Below are 21,106 nucleotides of genomic sequence, written 5' to 3' on the forward strand. Positions count from 1 at the left end.
CCTTCCCGGTCACTGGATGTGCTTTTTCTTCTTGTTACCGAGTAGACAGAACCCAATCGTCATCAAGGACATCAGCGCCAAAACCATATAGAAGATTGGCGATACGCTGTTGTCTCCGGTTTTCGGAGCATCGTCCAGCTCGTTGCCGACGTTGTCGGTTTCGTTGTTACCGTTATCGGTTTCGTTGTTACCGTTATCGGTTCCGCTGTTACCGTTGTCGGTTCCGCTGTTACCGTTGTCGGTTCCGTTGTTACCGTTGTCGGTTCCGTTGTTACCGTTGTCGGTTCCGTTGTTGCCGTTGTCGGTTCCGTTGTTGCCGTTGTCGGTTCCACTGTTGCCGTTGTCGGTTCCGTTGTTACCGTTGTCGGTTCCACTGTTGCCGTTGTCGGTTCCGTTGTTACCGTTGTCGGTTCCACTGTTGCCGTTGTCGGTTCCGTTGTTACCGTTGTCGGTTCCGTTGTTGCCGTTGTCGGTTCCACTGTTGCCGTTGTCGGTTCCGTTGTTACCGTTGTCGGTTCCGTTGTTGCCATTGCCGGTTCCACTGTTACCGTTGCCGGAGTTGCCGCCGGAGCCGCCACCGGAACTGATCGGCTTCATTGGCACGTCGTATTTTATAATGTCAAAATCGACAGAAATCGTATCACTCCGGTGCGTCTCGTATCCGTCCTTCGTTACGATCAGATAGTAATCCGCTTCAGGAAACACCATGTACGCATAGGAGCCATTTGCATCGCTATCCTGCTCCGGGCTCTCGTTGTTGTGCGGTGGAAAATTCGGAACCGGAGGAAGCGTTACTTTCGTACCCGGAATGCGGCCGTTATCTCTATTCCGCTTCGTATCCGCATAATACAGTGTAACTTTGGCTCCGTCAATTTTCTTGCCAGTGATGGCATCTCCTGTCGTTTCATCATAAACCGTACCATAAGGGTCGACCAATTCCTCGGAAATATTCAGCTCTCCGTTAGCTTTCACGTCCAGTTGCGTCACTTTGAGGAGCAGTTCCTCGCCGGTCTCAGCTTTATAGCGAACTTCCATTGTGTACTTCTGCTCGCTTAGCCCTTCCACAGAGAAAGTTCCGTTCGAAGCCATCGGAAACGCCTTAGGACGACCGTTCTCCTTAATATAATTGCCGTCCTTGTCCTTCAAATAGATATGCATCTGGTTGGTAAACGAATCGTGGAATAGCTCTTTTGCTCCATTCAGCTGCTTGAACAGAACGATCCCTACCGCCGTAATGTCCGCCGGAACGGTCTCGTCCGTCACGCTGCCGTCCACATTTGCTTTTTGCGTGAACTCGACAGGCACACCCTTCCCACCTACCTGATACCACTTCGTATATGTGATCGTATAGTCGGTATCCGCTGCGGCTGGGACCGAATATTCACCCTTCTCATTTGTCTTCGTCTGAAGCTCCTTGCCTGTGTTCAGATCGGTCACCGTGATGGGGGCATTCGGAATGACTTCTCCTGTGTTGTTATCACGCAGCACGCCTTCCAGATACGGGCGGGTATTGACAAAGTGTGCTTCGGCCGCTTTTTTCTGTGGAATGGTGCCTGTGCGAACGAGACTTTCAGGATCTGTCACATAGCCGTCTTTCGTATAATCATCCTGGGTCACCTTATACTGGAGATATGTCGGAAGTCCTTGCACAATGAGCGTCTGGCCATCTGTAAGCTCGAAGGTCTCTCCGCTCTTGATCGTGCCCTTACTGCCATCCGACTTCACATAAGAGTAGGATTCGTTCGCTCTCTCGCCTGTGAAGGTGACTGTGTACTTGAACGGCTTCTTTTTGTCGTCGTCTTTGCCTTTAATCGTGTTGCTGATTAGCAAGTCGCCCTCCAAGACTCGCACGTTCGTAAACGGGGCATCTTTATCTTTTCCCTCCATGACTCCGGTATAATACCGTTCCTCAGGAATGGTCACGTATTCGTCGGCTGTGTATTCCTTCTGGGTAATTGTGTATTTCAGACCCTTAGGCAGACCCGAAATATCCAGTGTCTCTCCATCCTTGAGCTTGAAGGTATCGCGGGACTTGATCGTACCTGTGCCTCCGCCCGACTTCAAGTAAGAGTAGCTTCCATCCTTGCCTGCATCCTCAAAGACGACGGTGTACTCGAACACCTTCGTCTTGTCGCCGCCGTTGCCCATGACCGTATTGCTGACGGTCAGTTTGTTGACGGTCCGTTCATTGATGAAATCCGCCTTGTGGTCGCCTTTATTCACGATTGTGCCGGACAGCTCTCTCGTCTCCGGCGTGGTGATATAACCGTCAACGGTCGTATAATCGGCCTCTGTTACGGTATAGACCAGATCCGCAGGCAATATCGGGAGCGTCACAGATTCCCCGTGCTTGAGGATAATCTTATCTCCGCTCTTGATCGTGCCAAACGTATTATCCGGCTTCTTATAGGTGTACTTTCCGTCCTTGCCTTCGCCGGTAAAGGTCACGGTGTATTCAAATTCCTTGGAAGAATCGCTGCCGTTTCCTCCAACCTTATTGCTGATAGTCAGCTTTCCTTGCGCCGGCGTAGGTACGACCAGCGGATTATCAGAGGTTACTTTTACGCCATCTACCCAGATGGGCTTCCCGGGCGTATTCCCTACGTACACCTGATAAATTCTTGTAGTCGGCAACCATGTCGTTGTGTCAATATAAGTTTCCTTCAGCTCATAATACCCTGGATCTGGGAATAGCAGATTAAGTTTCCCTCCGCTATCGGTTGTTCCTTTGGCGATTTGAGTTCCATCGTCCTTCTTATAGAGCGTAAACTCTACGCCTTTTAGCGGATTGCCATTAGGATCCACCTTTTTCAGGGGCAGCAGGGCATTGGAGCTTGAACTGCCGGCTACGTCCGAACTGTCCAGCGTGCTTTCGCTTCTGGCACTGACAGATTTCAGATTGTCATCACCCTCCAGCTTTACCTCGTTGCCCATTTTGTCTCCGGCTTTCGCTTTAGATGAATCAACCTCTGTTTGGTACACAAACTGGTAAAACTTATTAGGGTCGTTCATTTTGAATTTTAAAACTGTGGTGCCTCCCGCGCCTGGTGCAGCTTCTACCTGAACTTCAGCATTCGGGTCGCTTAGATCCAGTGCTGCGCCCTCTCGTTCCAGAGCACCGCTGGCAGTCAGTTTAGCACGATAGACTGCCATACTAGGCGCTGTCAGCACAAGCTTTCCGTTTTCTTCATAGCGCAGATTCATGCCTGCACCTAGGGTATCCTGCAGATAAACGCCCTGCTTCATGTTAAATGGCGGGGTATAGTTCACTGTCCATTCCAGCACCCCTGGAACTGGCTTAGTTACCGACTTGCCCAAGGTCTGAATAGGTACGATAATCTTACGTTGTTCAGTGAGAACCTTTTCCTCTCCGCCCCATGTCATATGAAGGTCAGCTTTATTATACAACACCTGCTTGGTTGTGCCGTTTGTAGTGTATTCCTCTAAATATTTGCCTAATGCCACATTGGATGGTCTTGCCTTTACCAAAATGACATAAGGACTTTCCAATTTAGAGAAGGTGAAAGTTCCTACGTTTCCATTATGGGAGAAGTTTACCACATGAGCATTAGTGCCTGGTTCAATAATTGTTCTGGCGTCGTTTCTGACACCATACTCGGTGCCTCCACCATTGTCCGAGTAGCCTTTCCAAAGCTCAACATCTTTGCTCTCAGAAAACGGCACGAATTCCCAGCCTTCAGGCAGTGTATCCACTAGCTTGATGTTGCTGATTACTCGGCTACCACCGTCCTTAGCCATTTCTTCTGTGTTGTATCCTGGCATATTCACCCCTAAGCGGAATGTAACAGTCTTGGTTGTCCTGTCATAGCCAGAAATCGTCCACGCTTCATTGCTGTCGTTTCTAATGTAGTTATTTACGTTATTTGGATTAACATTTTCAAGTGTACCATCTGCTTTCAATGGCTTCGACGCAAAGAGCATATCCTTGTTCAGCATACGCAGATGAAGATTAACAGCGTTTTCCGCAGCAGTTTTTACGGTTTCGCCGTCAAAGAGCAAGGCCCGATTCCAGCTTGTTTTCCCTGCGTTAATATCCTGTCTGAAGAGGATATCCGGCTTGGTCTCAAGTGAACGGAAGCTGAAGGATGCAGCTTTGTCGGTGTATCCGGTCACCTTGATCAAATCCGCCACGACTTCACCGTTCACTGTCAAAGGGATAACCTTCAAGGTTAAGCCGTTTGCGCTCTTGAGAGTACCTTCGCGATATTGCTTCCAAAGCTGAGCAGTATTAACATTCGCCTTGATTTTCGCAATCGTTTCCGCACTCACCTCGCCTGTTGCATCCACTGCGTTGTCCAAGACGTTCAAATCGCCGCCATGCACTAGCACATCGTATACCGCCGCATTTGGCAGGGCATACTGTGGTGTTAAATTAACGGTCCACGTGATGCCGCCCAGGTTATAATCCTCCATCGAAACAGAGCCTGTTTTTGTAAAAGTATGCGCACCGATAGTAACGATTGCCTCGTCAGTTACTGCGACAGGTCTTAAACCAGTTGTCACATCATTGTTCTGAATACCGCCTGTTGTGTCCAAATTCCAGTTAGCGCGTGGGTCGATTCTGAAGTTGGAACCGCTTGTTACCTTACTCTTAATCACTAGTTCCACTTTACCGTTAATATCCCCAAAGGAATAAACGCTGTTCGCATCCGGTACAATTGATTGTACCTCAGATGCAGTGCCATCCACCCACGTCTGCCATGTGGCTGAAGTAAACTCCAGCCCTTGAGGTAGTACATTTGTGATGGTAAAGTCCTTTAAACCTTTTTTGTTATACTGGTTAACAGTGACTTTCCATGTGATTGTTTCATTAGGATTGTCATACGAGGCGCTGGCTTGAATCCAGTCGGGTGCGAAAGAAATTTCCTGACCTGCCTGCACCAACATATTATTGTCCTGTCTCAGTTCCACTTTGCCATTCATATCCCGATAGCTGCGACCAAGATTGCCTGGCGGATTCCGGTGCTCGTAATAATAGGCTTCCTTTGGAATCCATGTTTTATATTCAACCTTTGGATCTACACCTGTTCCCTGTGGGAAAGTGTAAGTCAGCGATCCGTCTGCCCCAATGTCTGGAGTTACATTTTGGTCATTTACTTTGAATGAATCCTCCATATAGATACCGCGGACATTTCCAAAGCCGGTATTATAAGTTGAAGGATTCGTATAAAATGTCTTCCCGTCTAGCGGTAATTTGATTGTTTTATCAAACTGATCGAATGCAGATACGCTTGACTGCCAAGTAATCGCTCCCTCAACAAATTGTGCCGGTTGAATTCCGCGATAACCATACTGATCCCACCTGATCATTCCAGGCGAGCTTAAAGTAATGCTATACGCTGCTGTAACATCTGGGTTCTCTAGCTGATAAGCACCGCCAAAAATGTTGATAGGCTTTGTATCGCCATACTCCATTCCCGTTACATCTGCATCGGCAGTAGTTACAAAGCTGAAGACAATACCTCGTCCAACACCATTGAAAAAGTTATCATCACCGTTAAATACAATCCTGATGCTATTTGGAGTGAAATAGGCGGTACCAAGCTGTTTCATACCTGATTCAGTCTGTGCATTCAGGGTTTTATTAGTTGTCGGCAACACCACTTCCTTGAAGTAGTCTTCTCTTTTCAGCTCGATCCAGTCACCCTTCTGAATGTATAGGTCGAGATTCGCATTTGTCGGATTAGAGTCATCACCATTCACTGGCACCTTCAGACCTTCCGATTTGAGAGTAAATGGCTGTCTACCCTGAATAATACCGTTTGGATCAATAACAGCATTTCCCTGCGTCACTTCCAGCGGAAAGGTTGAATTAGCTTCCATGAACACCGCCGTTTTGTCCGTCGGGACTGCCGCCATCGCTACGAGATTGGCCGGCATAGCGAACACCGCCTCTGGTACTGGCAACGGTTCGGTCGGCGCAGCGTATACCGCCTCTGGTACCGACGACGGTTCGTCCGCGCTCGGCGAATCGGCTTCGCTAACGGCCGCCGCACCGGAATCGCTTGGCGCGCTATCCGCAAATGCGACAGCAGAGAACGCCACCGTCTGCAAGACAAGCAAAACTGCTAGGCAGAAAGATAGCACAGCTTTGCTCACACTTCGTTTCCTTTTCAAACGAATTTCCCCTTTATTGCCAGATTTTTTTCTATATCGAGCTCATTTCCTCGATTTAACCGCTCAAGCGAATAAACATATGCTATTTGCTTGATCCCAACAGCCTTTATATCATCGAAACTCTTGCGGAGTTCCAGATGAACGTGTAAGTGCCGTGGGGTGCTGGCTGCTGATCATGCTTAGTAGCTATCTTCCCCTCTCCTTCGATGGTCTTCGCCACTTACATACTGCAAATGGCAGAATACGCCCAGTCTACACGACGTATTTCAACATTATATTACAAGGGACCTATACAAAATCTAAACAACCGCTCGACAATATGAAGCGTGAAACTCAATTTCCACCATCACATGCGGTCCAACCATCCGTTCAGTTGATTATTCTTGGAACTAGGTATGCTTAAACCGTCTGCCGAGATGTAACTTGCTAAGTTCCCTCTTTTTCACCTCCTCTTAGAAACTGATTGGCTTGCTGGTAGATGTAGTAGTTCCTTCTTCCTAGTATCTTAGTTTCGCTGTAGACTATCATCACAAAAAAACTCTCAGATGTAGGACACCGATTATAGGACATCTACATATAGCTAGCCTATCTTAGTTCTTTTTTCATATTTTTAAATTTGAGACAATTTACCTACTCAGTGTAAGCCAATAAACTTTTTTCGACAAGACTTGGAAAACATACTTCTAGTATCTTGTCTGACAATGTTGAAGAATATCTGCTTTTTCAAAACACAATTTTATTGTGATCCTTAGGAAATCAGCTCATGATAACTACATTTTCACCAAACTTTTTTCATAGTTTAAATCCTAGCCTCTACAAAATCTCTATAAAATACAGACCGTACCCTCTCCCTGCAAATCTCAATAAAAAAACAACCTCTGACAGACTTCAAAGCATCAGTGGTTGTTGGGGTAATTATTAGAATAGTTGTTGAGATTAAGAATGCCTTCCTGCCAAGGTCGATTAGCTGACTTTGGATTGTCAACAGTAAATCAGACAACTTTTTTAAGGGCTGCATGACGATACTGAACAGGCGTCATATATCCTAGTGTTCCATGGATACGAAGCTTTTTTCAAACGTCTCCAGCAGTTCGTCCATCTTTTGATTTTTAAACTCGCTGCCACGGTCCGTATGAAACCACTAAATCTGACACAAATCGCCCTTGACGCTCGCAAAAGCGCGGGAAATCAGAGCAGCATCCTTGTTTGGACCTCGACCAGCACACAAATGTAATGCCATCGGTTCTGGACCTTCACATAAGTCAGATCGCTAACAACGAAGCGTTTGGCTTCCGTTTGCTCAAACTCACGCCGTTGTGTCTGTATTACAAGCAGTTTTATGGGGCTTATATTGTGCCACGGTGTAGCTGGAAACCAGTCCTTGCTCTTTCATAATCCGACCAATTCGGCGTCTGGAGACGATCAACCCACGCTCATGTAGCTTCACTTTGATCTTGCGTGTGCCGTAGGCTTTGCGATTCTTGTGAAAGATATCCACAATAGCTTCGGTGACATCGTCTTCAGTGGCTCGTTCTTGGGCGTCGTAATAAAATGTACTTCTTGCGATTTGCAGGACGTCACACATTGCTGATACCGAGTATTTATCACGGTTATTCTGGATGATAGCTACTTTCGTCCCATGGCTTTAAAATATAGTTTTCCATCCTCAGACGCTGGAGTTCTTTTCGCAAAGCGATTAATTCGTTTTCCTCGGGCGAACGATTGTCCTTCTCTTTGAAGGAACCCGATGTCTGAGCTTGTTTGATCCAGCGGTCTAAAGCAGAGGCTGTGAGGCCATATTCCTCCACAAGGGCTGCTCTGGATTTCCCGTTTTCATAGAGTTGCACCATTTGCTTTTTAAATTCTGAGGTAAAGGTACGTCGTTGTTGTTTTGGCATTGTAGAGATCCGCTCCTTAACATGATAGGTTTATTCTACAATCCCTTATTTTTTCTGTAAAATTAAGTGTATCCGATCCATTTTATCCACTATTTATGAAAAGAAATCAACTTTTCCTCCTAAATGAACATCGGAAAATATACTTTATAATGAAGATAAAATGTATGCAAAAAGGGGGATTCGCTTTACTATTACTTATGATACGGTTCACCGCGATTGCTTAGTTAGTAAAGCGGATTATTAGTTGGTAGAATCCAAAGTTAGTAACCTAATTTATAGGGACGGGGCTCCCCAAAAAGTAATAGGAATCAGTTTCGAAGCATTACTTTTTTTGGAGGTTCAAGAACGATGACAACCCGATTAGAAACGTTTGGCAACTTCTATAGCATGAGCAATTGTTTTTTGCTTTATAGCTGGAGCTTTCTCCAATGATGCCGTTCCTTCAGCAAAGGTTGCTTCAATAGATTGAATCCTCGTCATTACCAATCGACATCTATATCCTTAATATCTTGAACACTTAAACTACAAAGCTCCATACGGGCAGTCGTAACATTCCCTCGGCGTTCCTTACTATTTGGGTCTCCTCCAATAGCTTGTACTAGGATCATTCCTCCGCCATGTTTTTTCAAGGCTTCGCTCCCCCATGCCTCATACCAATCTGAGAAGGTTTCGGCAGTGGAAGGGCTTTGGTATAACACAAAGATAGACTCGCCATCAACGCGGGATTTTATCTTTTTCGCATCCTTAGGCAGATAGGGAAGGATTTTAGCAAGTGCATTTTCCTTGTTAATAAACGTCTCGTTTGAAAAGGACATTGATATTGAGTTGACCATACCACTTTCGTTGTCACTGTCGATTAATAGATCATCTTGATTATACGAGATGGAAAACATGTATTTCGAGTCAGGTGTTCCATACTTGTCCTTAAATGCTTGAAGAGGCCCGGCAAATAGAGGTTTAAGCTCGGCTGTAGATTTCGCTGGTTTGGTTACCGATTGGGATTGGTTCAATACTTTTGCAGGCTGATCTGAAGGAACTGTAGAATTCACAGTAATTTGGGTGTCATTTTCAAACTGTGAGCTAGTAGAGGAAACTTCCGTATCCTTTGAGTTTCCGATTAGATAACTAACAACGATTAATACAATAATGGCACATATCATCAAGTTCTTCCGTTTCATACTTCCTCCTTAATTAATGCCTTATAACAATTCGATCATATCATGGAAGTAGCATTCACGAAAATTATAGCGTTGTTCCTATCCTACCTATTGTATGATGTGCCCATATCTGACCATGATGGAGTTTATCGAACTTTCGTTTTTATGTTGCAAGATTGTAACTTCCTCCATCACTCCTACAGGTCTCTATATCCTTTTTGATATTCCAGTTTTTCGCCCTACTTGTGGTATGGTTCTGCGTCCACAACTTGCTGGTACACTCCTCCGCCGTTGTCACGTAGAAACCTTATCCCTTGACATTTTATGGGGAATACTGTATATATTCAAAGCCAATACGAAAGACAGGAAGGGAAGATCTGCATGCACAGAGTGATCAAAATCAAATTTACACTCTTTTACGGTGAAGCGCCTGAAGCAAAATGTTACGGGTACTTGGAGTTGAATCAGGATGGCAATATGATCGCGCTCTACAATAGGTACGGTGAGGAAATAGACATGTATGGCGGATATGAATTTGTTAGGGTAAGGACACTTGGCAAATTTGATGACCAAGACCGTGATAATTTTTATTCTTTGTTAGAAAGTGATGGTGTAGGATAATCTGCACGATAGGCTGACGATTCCGGTGCCAAGGCACTACGAAAAGTCAGCCTTTTTGATTTTATTTGCCTTATAGAGTTGACCGGCACGTTATCATAATCCCCTAACCTCATCTTGTCAAGAAATAATGCGCGAATGAGCGACACCGTGGGGGGCCCCCCTTTTGCTTTCGAAATATGAATGAATTTCCGAGTATGATGAGCAATTTCGCTTTTTCCAATTCATCTCACTTCACGTAGAATGATCTTCAGGCGTTGCGGGATAAGCGATATACAAACAATGGACGGAACGTCATGAACAATCGGGAGGTAGAAGATGGACAATCAGGCTCAAGATGCAAGAGGAATGAAGAGAGGGGCAATATTAACCACTCTACTCATCGGTACATTTGTCGCGTTTCTTAACGAAAATTTACTTACCAATGCGTTTCCTGCATTGATGAGAGAATTTAACGTTGCTGCTTCGACCATACAATGGTTATCGACGGGTTATATGCTCGTGATCGGCGTACTGGTGCCGGTGACCGCATTACTACAGCAATGGTTCACGACTCGCCAGATGTTTATGTCTGCGATGGCGTTATTTTTGGCCGGTACCTGCTTGTGTGCAGTATCCCCGGGATTCGGAATCTTGCTGGTGGGCAGGGTTGTTCAGGCTTGCGGGACAGGATTATTGATTCCGTTGATGATGAATACGATTCTCGCCCTCTATCCTCCAGAACGCCGGGGTGCCGCCATGGGTCTCATGGGGCTGGTCATCATGGTCGCCCCTGTCATCGGGCCGCCTTTGTCTGGCTTGATTATCGATACCTTTCAATGGCGATGGCTGTTCTACATGGTGATTCCTGTCGCACTGTTTTCGATGATTTATGCATTCGTGTACTTAAAGAATGTGACAGAACTGACCAAGCCAAGGGTCGATCTTGTATCCGTTGTGATGTCAACCGTCGGTTTTGGCTGCGTCACCTATGGCTTCAGCCAAACAAGTGTCTCTCTTGAGCCTGAAGGTTACGGATCGATTGCAATAGGCAGCCTTTTCTTGCTCTTGCTTGTATGGCGCCAGCTTAAGATCAAAGAGCCGTTGATCGATCTTTCCGTATTCCGTCATTCCACTTTTTCTCTGGTTGCGGTATTGATTGTAATTCTGATGATGGTTCTATTCGCCACAACAACATTGCTGCCGTTCTATATGCAGGATGTGATGAAGTTGACAGCATTTGCGACAGGCTTACTTCTAATGCCAGGTAGCATTTTGAACGGGATGCTGATGCCGGTATCGGGGAAATTACTCGATAAATTCGGGCCGAGACCCGTCATTGTGCCCGGACTGTTCCTGATCGTCATATCGTTGTGGCTGTTTACCGGCATCGACAGTGATACAACACAAGGTTCCGTTCTCTTCAATCATATCCTCTTATTCTTAGGCATGTCGTTCGTCGTCATGCCGGCTCAGACGACAGGATTAAATCAACTTCCACGTCACCTGGTTTCTCATGGCACAGCCATATACAATACGCTCCAACAGATTGCAGGGGGAATTGGCATCGCATTGTTCGTCGGCATCATGTCGTCTGGAGCCAATCGTTATCTTCACCATTCGCTCAATCCCACTGCGATGCATGAGAAGACACAAAGCATGGTTTCCGGTCTACAAACAGTTTTTTGGATTGAATTTATTCTGGCAATACTTATTCTGGTGCTGGGTTGGTTTATAAAAAAGCCACCTGAACATAATTAATTCATTACTAGGCACAGATTGAATCATAAGTTTAACACCGTACAAGAAGCATGGGGCTGTCTCATAAGGGGCGGCCTTTTATTTCGTTGTACCTTGGAACCCCGAATATAGGGAGAGCTGATTTCTGCCTAAAAGTTTATTTTCGAGAATCAATAATAAACATAGATGCATCTTGTCCCATGAATATTTTACTTCCATTATAAAAAGTTTTGGATTGAATACCTCTATACCCTATTTTAGTCATAACGTCAGCCAGCTCTTCTTGATTAAATCCGTTATGAACTATATCTGAAACTACTTTTTCATTTTTATTAAAATCTACGATTAGTAAATGTCCTCCCTCATTTAGAACATCAAATAGCCTTGATAAAACGAATTCAACATCATGAATATGAAGTAGAACCTGAGCCATAAAAATATAATCCGCATGCAAATCCGTTAGACCTTCCTTTTCAAAATCAAAGCATAATGTATCTGCATTCTGAATATGAAGATCAGTAATTTTTTGTTTTATTTGATTAATCATGTTTTGTGAAGTATCCAGAAAAAGCATAGAATTAAAATCGTTTAACAAGTTCATTCCGACAAGGCCCGTTCCACACCCAAAATCAATAGCATTCTTACTATTAGCGTCAACTACATATTCACGAATGGCATCAGATGATCCCTTTGCAATCTGAATTCTTTCAGAAGTGTCATATACATTAGCTATCATTTCAAACTTATCCGTATTTCCCATTTTACCTCTCCAATCTGCCTTAATAAAATCCTGAATACAACAGTATAGAATGATATTCTATCAAGCATTAGCATTTAATCCCCATTCTTATTAGTGCTTATGGAAAAACAAAACCTCTGTATGAATGGAGGAGACAACCTTGGGTTGATTCATGTACACCTTCTTCACGATTCGTCTTTGTCGAAATAATCATCTAGCAAATGCAGTTCTCGCAAACAACCGATAAATTTTTCTCTGAAATTCGGATTGCTTTTATATTCTGGCCATACCGCCTTATAGTAAGGCAGCAACTTCTCGTGTGGAATAATGCCCCAGTATAAAATCGAGTTATTCAAAACCTGCGGGTCGGCCCCCATCAACATCTGTTCAATGATCTGCCAGCTTCCCTGCTTGTTTTCACAACTGCGCGCGGCATAGATGGCAGTGGTTTGCATTTTCGGGTCGGCGTGACACAATAAAGGCGCAAGTGGAAGCTTCGACACTCTCACTGTACCAAATGAATTGGTGTTTTTCTATGTTAGCAAGATCGTTACTTGAACCGACTTCACCCTAATCCCCGCTTAGAGTCAGCTCGATTTTGACTCTGCGAAAGTTGAGTAATTAAGTATTCAAAAAATTTCGCCCTACTTATGATACGGCTCTCCGCGCTAGGTGAAACGGTAAGTTTTAAGCCATCCCGTTTAGGATGGCCCTCTCTTTGATCTCGCATCTCTTTTGCAAAAAGAAAAAGTGAATGGATTACTCCAATTGCGCTTTTGCTTACTTTAATATTCTCCTTTAATCACAAAAAACGAATCCCTAATGGTTCCCGGTAGTTTAGACTTCTGCCGGGCAAACTTAAACTTCTCTTCTAATTCCTGCGGGATCTCCATCCCCTCAGAAAGCTTAAAGCCAACGGCCCACTTCTTCAGGTCGGTGCCCGTATTCGTGACCTGAGAAAAGAAAGAGGATTAACACAAGAGTCTCTCGGAGAAAGATCCTCAACAGATTGCTATGGCCAAAAATGTGTTAAGAAAGATTTTTAATAATAAGTGAACCACTGACCACGGCAAGAGCTATCAAGAAATCAATGCAGTAAAAAGACACTGAGATTCTATCCATCAGTGTCTTTTTTATTGATACTTTTCCACCAACATCATGTTTCATCGTTGAACTCGAACTGATTCACTTTAGCAATATTCGCTGTAACTGACTTCACTTTCTAGTTGGATGGTTCCGGAGTAGCCGTAATTCCCAGTACAATAAATTGATTCTTGTAATCATTTCAATCAGAGGGTTGTAATTTAAAGCAACTTAATCAGCTCTTCTAGCTCATCAACCAATACTTTTGCAAGTTCAAAATCAGTATCTTTTAAAGCCAATTCTATTTTCATTTCAACTGATTTTTTATTTTGTTCAGTTTCTAAATAGTCTCTATCAAAATGACTAGCATAAATCATCTGTCTAAATTTTCGCATACTCATTTTTCTAATCGTCTTATCGTCAATGATTAAAACATAATCCATACCATTTACAACAGAATAGAAATCATGAGAAATCATGAGAATCGCACCTTTATAGTCTTCAATGGCTTTCTCCAGTGCTATTTGTGTATAGGTGTCTAAATGGCTTGTCGGTTCATCAAGAAGCAATACGTTTGCTTTACTGGCCGAAACTTTAGCCAATTGAAGCATATTTTTTTCTCCACCAGATAAAGATTCTATCTTTTGATTAACGATTTCTCCTTCAAAGCCATAGTTTGAAATATACGATCTTATCTCATCATAAGTTTTAAACCCAGCATCGATGAATTCTTCTAGTATTGTATTAGAATCCTTTAGTATTTCGCCTTGAAGCTGAGATAAATAAGCCACTTTAACATCAGCATTTATTTCAATTGAATCATGATTATTTTTAAAGATTTCTCGGAGCAAAGTCGTTTTCCCGGTACCGTTTGAACCAATAATGGCTACTTTATCAGTAGATTTTATCTCAAAGTTAACATTGTCTAAAAGCAACTCATCAAAGGCAACACTATAATTATTGACATTCACAACAATCGTGTCTTCAATTTCATTATCAATACCAAAACTAATATTCGGTTGCTTAATATCAACAAATGGCGCTTTAATTCTACGCGCTTCCAATCTTTCTTGAAACTTAACTCTAGCTTTTAACGCTCTACCTCTAGATGCTTCTGCATTATAAGTTGCGATAGCTCTAAGATTATTGATTATGTTCTCGTTTCTCTCAATTTCTTCATCTTCAGCGATTGTGAGTTCTTGTAACTCAATTTTAGTCTGAAGTAATGAGAAGTTATAATCAATATATCGCCCATCAAACTCTTGGATCTCCGTATTTTCAAGGTGTATAATTTTGTTGAAACAATGATTCAATAGATATCGGTTGTGCGTAACAACTAGCAGCATTCCCTTGTTGGAATTAATAAGATTTTTAAGCGCATTTAGGTTTTCAAAGTCTAAAAATACATCTGGTTCGTCCATAATCATTAAGTCTGGACTACTAAGCATTTCCTTCATCACTTGAATAAGTTTGAATTCCCCACCACTCAGGTCGGATACCCTAAGATCTTTTAGCTTCATGAGGTTTGCTAGATTTAGTTTCTTATTAATGTTGCTTTCAAAATCATCCCCACCCATTGAATCAAATGCGTCTAAAGCTAATTGATACTTTTCTAGTAACGAATCAATATCCGATGATGTTTCCATTTCAGTACAAATAGATGTTATTTCATTTTGTATCTTAATAAATTCTTCTCCTATATATTCAAAAACGGTTGTTTCTTTAGTTTTGTCTACTTGTGAGAACTGACTTACATACCCAATTCTGCAAGTTGGGTCTATCTCTAACTTGCCATCGAACAAATATCTTTCCGGATCCATCAGTATATCTATCAGTGTACTTTTCCCACTGCCACTTGTTCCTATAAAAGCGCAATGTTGTGCCTCTTCAAACGTAAATGAAATGTTTTTATATAGTTCTTTTTGCGGAAATGAGAAGGATAAGTTATCAACTTTTATCATAGTGTTACCTTTCTTTATAACTAAAATGGTGACTATTATTAGAGGTATTGCAGAACATAGATTTTGAGTTTACCGTTGTTAGAGTAACACTGTTTACCACCAAGTTCAATCCATTTGTAGCCCATCCCTTGGGGGTCAAAGTTCCATGCTACCTCCTCAACTGTCCTCATAAAAGCGCCGGAATGAACTCGACTTAGATCTCTGCCGGTTGTAAATGTACCTTATTCATCTTATCTCGCTCCTTGATCAAATAACGATAAGGCGAGAATACCTCCTGACGAATAGCCAACGGAATAGGTCGGGGAGCTTTTTCGTAGGCTGCAGGGGTGAGCTGAAAAGCCTTGTTGAATGCTCGTGTAAACGTCTCTCGTGATAAGAATCCATACTTTACGGCAACATCCAGAACCCGCTGATCTGTGTCGCGGAGCTCGAAGGCGGCACGGCTGATCCTTCGAGTCCAGATGTAATCCCGCAATGTCATCCCGGTTAATTGATTGAACTGTCTGTAACAATAATAGGGTGAATAGCCCATATGTTCCATTTCATTCCATTTGTACACAGAAGTCCTCCCTCCTTTCCTTTTGATCATATCACCGGCGATTTTTGCATACTTGATTCGAGTTGTACAATAAAAACTTGCCGTTATTTATGATACGGTTCTCCGTATCATAAATAGGGCGAAGTCTTCCGTTTCTACAGGATGACTTCGCCAAAAAATATAAGAGACTGTGTTTTTATTATTGAACATATTTGAGAAACATAGAGCTAGAAATTTCTATCTGAGGCGGAATTAGCTCATCTGGTAAATTGGGTATGTCCTTCCACTTTTCAATTTGATTCTTCAACTCCTCATATTCATACCCACCTAACCCGATTGGGGTTTTCAGCAGTTCAAGTAACTTATTAAACGCACTTGTAATTATTGTATCAGTATCCCTATCAATAAACTCTTGTATTCTTAAGATCCAATTTATCAATTTATTATTTTCATTTAGAATCAATATTTTGCCTTGCCGATTATCAAATAATCTGAATCCAGCAATTTTATCATCTAAGTATGAAGTAACAATAAATCTATCACTATAGTATCGAGATCGAGAACCTATTACTTCAATTATTTTCCTTTTACCCTTTTTCCAGTAAGTTTTAACATACCGTTCATTTATTAATTTTTCTGCTTTGTATGGATATCTGTCTTTGAGAACTTTGATTGATCTTGAAAGCACATTAAAATCATCCTCCAACAATGTTGCTAGATTAGTGTATTGTGCGAGGTCATTAATCTCATCAGTTTCTGTGCGAGATTTAATATATTTGCGAGAAATATCAGTGATAATTACGAACTCCTCCAGACTCTCAAACTCATTAAGTGAAATAACCTCTGCAGTTCCATTAATATACACTCTAATTAGTGGATAATCTATAAAATGTGCAACTAGTTGAGGAGCATGTTCTAATATTGAATGAATATAGTACCAGCCATCAGGTGTATTATTCACCGAGCTATTTTTCAAATGGTCCTCTACTATTTCAACAAATCTTTCAAATAGAACTGGATCATCTAAATAATCCCCTCTCTGTTCCATATGTTGTCTTGAGAGATTTTGTCTATGACTATTTCCTCGATAGTCAATGCGAAATCGAAATGGCCCCGAAGGGTACCCGCTTTCAGCAAACGCAATTCCATGAAGACATGTTAAATTACCGGGTATCTCAGGTAATTCCGCAAGAGGGTGACTTTTGGTGTAGGTATAATTTGCCCATCCCCACTGATCCCATCTATCAATATTATTCTTAATAACACTGAACACATAAATCTCACCGAAAACTCCATCACTTTTAATAGGATAAGCTGAAGTAGCAAATTCAACGTCTTCCAAGAGAGTACCGGAATTATTAATTAACTCCCTCCGGTCTTCGGCCTGAATTAGTGTCTCTTTTCCATATTGGTTAATATAAATAGGAAATTCGACCTTCTTGCACCAACCGGATACTAAACTTATTAATTCATCTTCACCAAATTCTGTATCTAATAATATTTCGATTTTCGTACCACTTATTCTTCTGTCACTTCGTTCTGTAAGAAGATAATTTTTCGGACCGCTAAGCGTTAATCGTACCGCTCCTTCACCTTGTTTGGAGTGAACTTTATATGTCTCGACTGTAACATTCTCACTTACAGCAAACACAGACAAAAAGCCGACTCCAAATTGACTAATTGGTTTGAAACTATAGTTTCTTTGAAAGTCCTCTGAAGAATAATACGATCTGCCGATCTGTAAAAAATACCTCTTTATAATTTCTGAATCCATGCCTATTCCGCTATCTTCAACAATTAAAAGCTGTTTTGAATACTCTTCACCGGAAAGGGGATTCAAAACTTTTAATGATTCTAACCTTATATTTATTGGATATTTATTTCTTATCAATTCATCTATATCATTAGGATAACTAGGAAGTGATTTTCCTTCGTATTTTAAGTCTTCATAAATCTTGCATCTTGTTGCATCAAATGCATTTTGAAGTATCTCTCTAAGAAATTCTTTTTCATTTTTATAAACATCTAGTATTAATCTCTGAAATACTGCGTCGTGATCAAGTTCAAATTTCCATTCTGAAGGAATATACATTGCAGAATCACTAGGTTCAATTTTTATAGTTGAGTTATTTTTCCCTATGGTCACCACAGGTGCAATCCAGCTTGAATGTCTGCTGACTTTAGACATTAATATTGACGCATTATTAATTTCCTCCACAAGCCACTGGCACCAGTCTTGAAGAAACCTATGTTCATCTTGAGTATTACATTTTGCAACTAATTCAATCCTGTCATATGCAGTTAATCTATGATAGATTCTTTGATATTGTGTCCAGTGTGCTAAACTATCCGCCGGCAAAGGACATGCAGCATTCAATAAAAGTGGACATGCTCTATCATATGTCATATCCAACAAATCACCGATTCTAAGCAATATCGCCAGGAATCTTACATTCACCTCTTCTCCTCTTATATCCCGTCTATCAGGGTAAATATCACTATTTTCTAATTCAAAATGCTTTAATCCATGAGCTACACACACATCAGCAATTGTTTTAAATAGAGCAGGATCATCAAACGAGAACTTTCCTAATAGATTATGATTTTGAACTAGTATATCCACAGCTCTAGTATGGTGGTTCTTGCGAATATACTCGGCAATTAAAAATCTTGTTTGTAAATCTGCTATAAAATCTTTAACGCTCGGCTCAAGGGTAGTGCTCGTTCTAGTTGCTTCTATTTCATCCCATCTCTTTTTTCCACTACCATTCACAAATAATCCCCATTGTTCGGATTGAATGATTTTCAACTTTTCTTTATCAGAAACAACCATTCCTGAATCGTGTAAATATGCTGATGCTATAAGAATAAATACCTCAACACTTGAGAGTCGTAATACCGGCTGTTCAAATTCATTATCTCTAAAAAGCAGTTTAGACATCTGTAAAACGATTTCTTCACTGTGTTCTACTGTATGTCTAGTATAATGAGGAAAAGTTTGAGGTATATATGATAACCAATTCGCTACAGATTCCTTTAGTTCAAGAATTTTCCCATAATATAATGGGCTTTTAAATTTAAGATATTGTACTAAAGCAATGTCGGATATTTGCATTAATCAACACTCCCTCAGATTAAGATAAATTTATATATATTTTAACTCTTAAGGATTTAATTATCCACAGAACCGAGTGAAGAGTAGTATTTTATAACAAATTGAAAATAAATCCTCTTTCACCCTACTTGTGGTACGGTTCACCCCGATTAATCTTCACCGCTCGGTAAATCTGCTCTACCAGCACCAATCGCATCAGTTGATGAGGCAAAGTCATCCTTCCGAAGCTTAGCTTCTGCTGGGCACGACGGAGGACTTCGTCAGAAAGGCCGTGGCTGCCGCCAATGACGAAGACAACATGGCTTGTACCGTAGGTGCCGAGCTTATCCAATTCCTCCGCAAGTTCTTCCGAGCTCCAGAGCTTGCCGTCGATGGCGAGTACAATAACATGTGCCTCACTCTTCACATGGGCAAGGATGCGCTCTCCCTCTCGCTCCTTGACCTGTCGAACCTCCGCTTCGCTCAGTGTGTCAGGAGCCTTTTCATCGGCTACTTCGATCATTTGAAACTTGATGTATGGTCCCAGCCGTTTAGCGTATTCCTGAATGCCCATAACCAAATACTTCTCTTTTAACTTCCCCACACCTATAAGCTGAATAAACAAATTCCATACCCCTATCTATGTCGAATGATAATGTAAAATCGTATTTAAAATCCCTAACTGAAAAAGATGGCTTTAACATAGTTATTTTAGCATCTGAAACGTCTCTTACCTATCTATTTCCTCTCCGTTACGAGCCTATTCGCTGTTCAAATCATAGCGGATCATTCATTTACGCTCTTCACAATGAACTACCTATCCGTTTCGTATTCATTAAGACACTGCATTAGCATCTTTCGATATCCGCTAATTTGTTCAGCTGTCGCCCACTCGCGCAGTGATTCGAACAATGCTGTACATTTCTTGAAATTACGATCGTTACCTGACTGATCGGCTATATGTATCGCCTGCACAGTAAGCCCCACCGCTTCCTGTAATCTGCCGTACTTCCGATAGTACAAAGCCAAATGATAGCAGTAGCTATAATAGTAAGATATGTTCTCCGCGTCTTCATAACTCCCGAATTCATCAATCTGCTCTGCAAACGTATGTAAAATATCCCCTACATCCAAATGATACATAAGCGCTGCCTGTAATATGGTATTCAGCCCCGGTAATATTTCCTCTAGATTATCCTGCAAAAAGGCTACGTATTCCTCGAGCAGCTCTATATTTCCAGACAAAATATCTACTGCATATAAATTAGTTTTGGCTAAAAACCTGAACTCCTCGACAACCTGAATGTCTTCTTCCTTTAAATCCTCCATCCACCCCAGCTCAGCATACTTATAGATACACTCCCTTGCCTGCTCATATGCTCCCTGGTTCTGGTGAGCCATTCCACACATCAGGTGACTGAGCCCAAAATAATATACCAACGGACGTTCTAAATTGACATGCGGAATGGGTAATTTCATCGCTTTATGATACTGCCGTTCTTCATAGATACGCTGTACACATTGGTACAAAATATCCGCTGTCTCCATGACCTTTTTCCAATTCTCAAAAGCCACAGCCATCCCCAACATTTCAACAACGATGTCAGGTTTGAGTGATTTTAGGATAGAAGTTCTCAAGAAAAGTCCCTCCTTATATTTCCATTTACAACCAATTGTATAGAAAATGAGAATGAAGGTCAATATAAAAAAGTACTTAAAAGTACTATTTTTAATGATTTTATTTTGTATAAGATGGTCTGTAACGATATTCTATCCTCTTCTAACCTTAAGTGGAGGTGATTACATGAGTTTGCCAGAAAGCGTCGGAAATCGGATACGAGAACTAAGAAAAGCTAAAGGATGGACACAGGAACAATTGGCAGAAGCAGCAGGACTTCATTACAGTTATATTGGCGGAGTAGAACGTGGAGATCGAAATATTTCATTGGAGACGTTGGAAAAAATAGTTTTAGCGTTAAAGGTTCCACCCTTTGAACTTTTCCAATTCGATGAAACTTCGGATCGAAAACAAATCATAAATGAACTTATGTTACTCATAAATTCAAGAGAAACAACAGAGCTCGAAATTCTTACTACTATAACTAAAAATATTGTTGGTTTAGTTGAGTTACAACAAAGAAATTAATTGAAAAATTCTCTT

Annotated in this window: 11 protein-coding genes and 3 pseudogenes; 3 read left to right on the plus strand and 11 right to left on the minus strand. The window is 41.8% G+C overall.

What is annotated here, in order from left to right; all coding sequences use genetic code 11:
• Positions 1–9 precede the first annotated feature (9 nt).
• The 3 genes and pseudogenes from QMK20_RS26460 to QMK20_RS26470 form a co-directional block, all read right to left on the minus strand.
• Entirely contained in the window at positions 10–6,138 is a 6,129-nt protein-coding gene (locus QMK20_RS26460; protein ID WP_283653972.1) for a DUF7601 domain-containing protein, read from the minus strand.
• Between the two features lie 1,075 nt (positions 6,139–7,213).
• A pseudogene (locus QMK20_RS26465) lies at positions 7,214–8,036 on the minus strand (IS3 family transposase); the annotation flags it as partial.
• 479 nt (positions 8,037–8,515) lie between these two features.
• Positions 8,516–9,214 carry a hypothetical protein gene (locus QMK20_RS26470; RefSeq protein WP_283653973.1) on the minus strand — a complete coding sequence of 233 codons (699 nt, stop codon included), beginning with the start codon at positions 9,212–9,214 and terminating at the stop codon, positions 8,516–8,518.
• Positions 9,215–9,574: 360 nt separating this feature from the next.
• Between QMK20_RS26470 and QMK20_RS26475 the strand changes: the two genes are divergently transcribed.
• The gene (locus QMK20_RS26475) at positions 9,575–9,814 is read left to right on the plus strand and encodes a hypothetical protein (RefSeq protein ID WP_283653974.1); all 240 of its coding nucleotides are present in this window, start codon (positions 9,575–9,577) and stop codon (positions 9,812–9,814) included.
• 315 nt (positions 9,815–10,129) lie between these two features.
• Positions 10,130–11,551 carry an MDR family MFS transporter gene (locus QMK20_RS26480; RefSeq protein ID WP_283653975.1) on the plus strand — a complete coding sequence of 474 codons (1,422 nt, stop codon included), beginning with the start codon at positions 10,130–10,132 and terminating at the stop codon, positions 11,549–11,551.
• A gap of 136 nt (positions 11,552–11,687) precedes the next feature.
• On the opposite strand, the gene QMK20_RS26485 is transcribed toward QMK20_RS26480, so the two are convergent.
• The 8 genes and pseudogenes from QMK20_RS26485 to QMK20_RS26520 all read right to left on the minus strand — a co-directional run bounded on the left by QMK20_RS26485 (position 11,688) and on the right by QMK20_RS26520 (position 20,583).
• The gene (locus QMK20_RS26485; protein ID WP_283653976.1) at positions 11,688–12,290 is read right to left on the minus strand and encodes a class I SAM-dependent methyltransferase; all 603 of its coding nucleotides are present in this window, start codon (positions 12,288–12,290) and stop codon (positions 11,688–11,690) included.
• A gap of 164 nt (positions 12,291–12,454) precedes the next feature.
• A pseudogene (locus tag QMK20_RS26490) lies at positions 12,455–12,754 on the minus strand (SMI1/KNR4 family protein); the annotation flags it as partial.
• Positions 12,755–13,054: 300 nt separating this feature from the next.
• Positions 13,055–13,207: pseudogene (locus QMK20_RS26495) on the minus strand (phage tail protein); the annotation flags it as partial.
• A 366-nt stretch (positions 13,208–13,573) separates the two neighbouring features.
• Positions 13,574–15,313, minus strand: coding sequence for an ABC-F family ATP-binding cassette domain-containing protein (locus QMK20_RS26500; RefSeq protein WP_283653978.1), 1,740 nt, complete (start codon positions 15,311–15,313; stop codon positions 13,574–13,576).
• A gap of 193 nt (positions 15,314–15,506) precedes the next feature.
• Positions 15,507–15,872 (minus strand): helix-turn-helix transcriptional regulator, encoded by a 366-nt coding sequence (locus tag QMK20_RS26505; RefSeq protein WP_283653979.1) that lies wholly within the window; start codon positions 15,870–15,872, stop codon positions 15,507–15,509.
• Positions 15,873–16,050: 178 nt separating this feature from the next.
• On the minus strand, positions 16,051–18,966 hold the full coding sequence (locus QMK20_RS26510) for an HD domain-containing protein (RefSeq protein WP_283653980.1): 2,916 nt from the start codon (positions 18,964–18,966) through the stop codon (positions 16,051–16,053).
• A gap of 124 nt (positions 18,967–19,090) precedes the next feature.
• A complete protein-coding gene (gene rlmH, locus QMK20_RS26515; protein ID WP_013312768.1) occupies positions 19,091–19,570 on the minus strand; it encodes a 23S rRNA (pseudouridine(1915)-N(3))-methyltransferase RlmH in 480 nt (159 codons plus the stop codon).
• 188 nt (positions 19,571–19,758) lie between these two features.
• Positions 19,759–20,583 carry a DNA-binding protein gene (locus tag QMK20_RS26520; RefSeq protein ID WP_283653981.1) on the minus strand — a complete coding sequence of 275 codons (825 nt, stop codon included), beginning with the start codon at positions 20,581–20,583 and terminating at the stop codon, positions 19,759–19,761.
• 166 nt (positions 20,584–20,749) lie between these two features.
• Here QMK20_RS26520 and QMK20_RS26525 point away from each other — a divergent pair, with 166 nt between their 5' ends.
• Positions 20,750–21,091 (plus strand): helix-turn-helix domain-containing protein, encoded by a 342-nt coding sequence (locus QMK20_RS26525; RefSeq protein ID WP_283653982.1) that lies wholly within the window; start codon positions 20,750–20,752, stop codon positions 21,089–21,091.
• The last annotated feature ends 15 nt before the right edge of the window (positions 21,092–21,106 follow it).

Source organism: Paenibacillus sp. RC334 (assembly GCF_030034735.1).
Taxonomy (GTDB): Bacteria; Bacillota; Bacilli; order Paenibacillales; family Paenibacillaceae; genus Paenibacillus; species Paenibacillus terrae_A.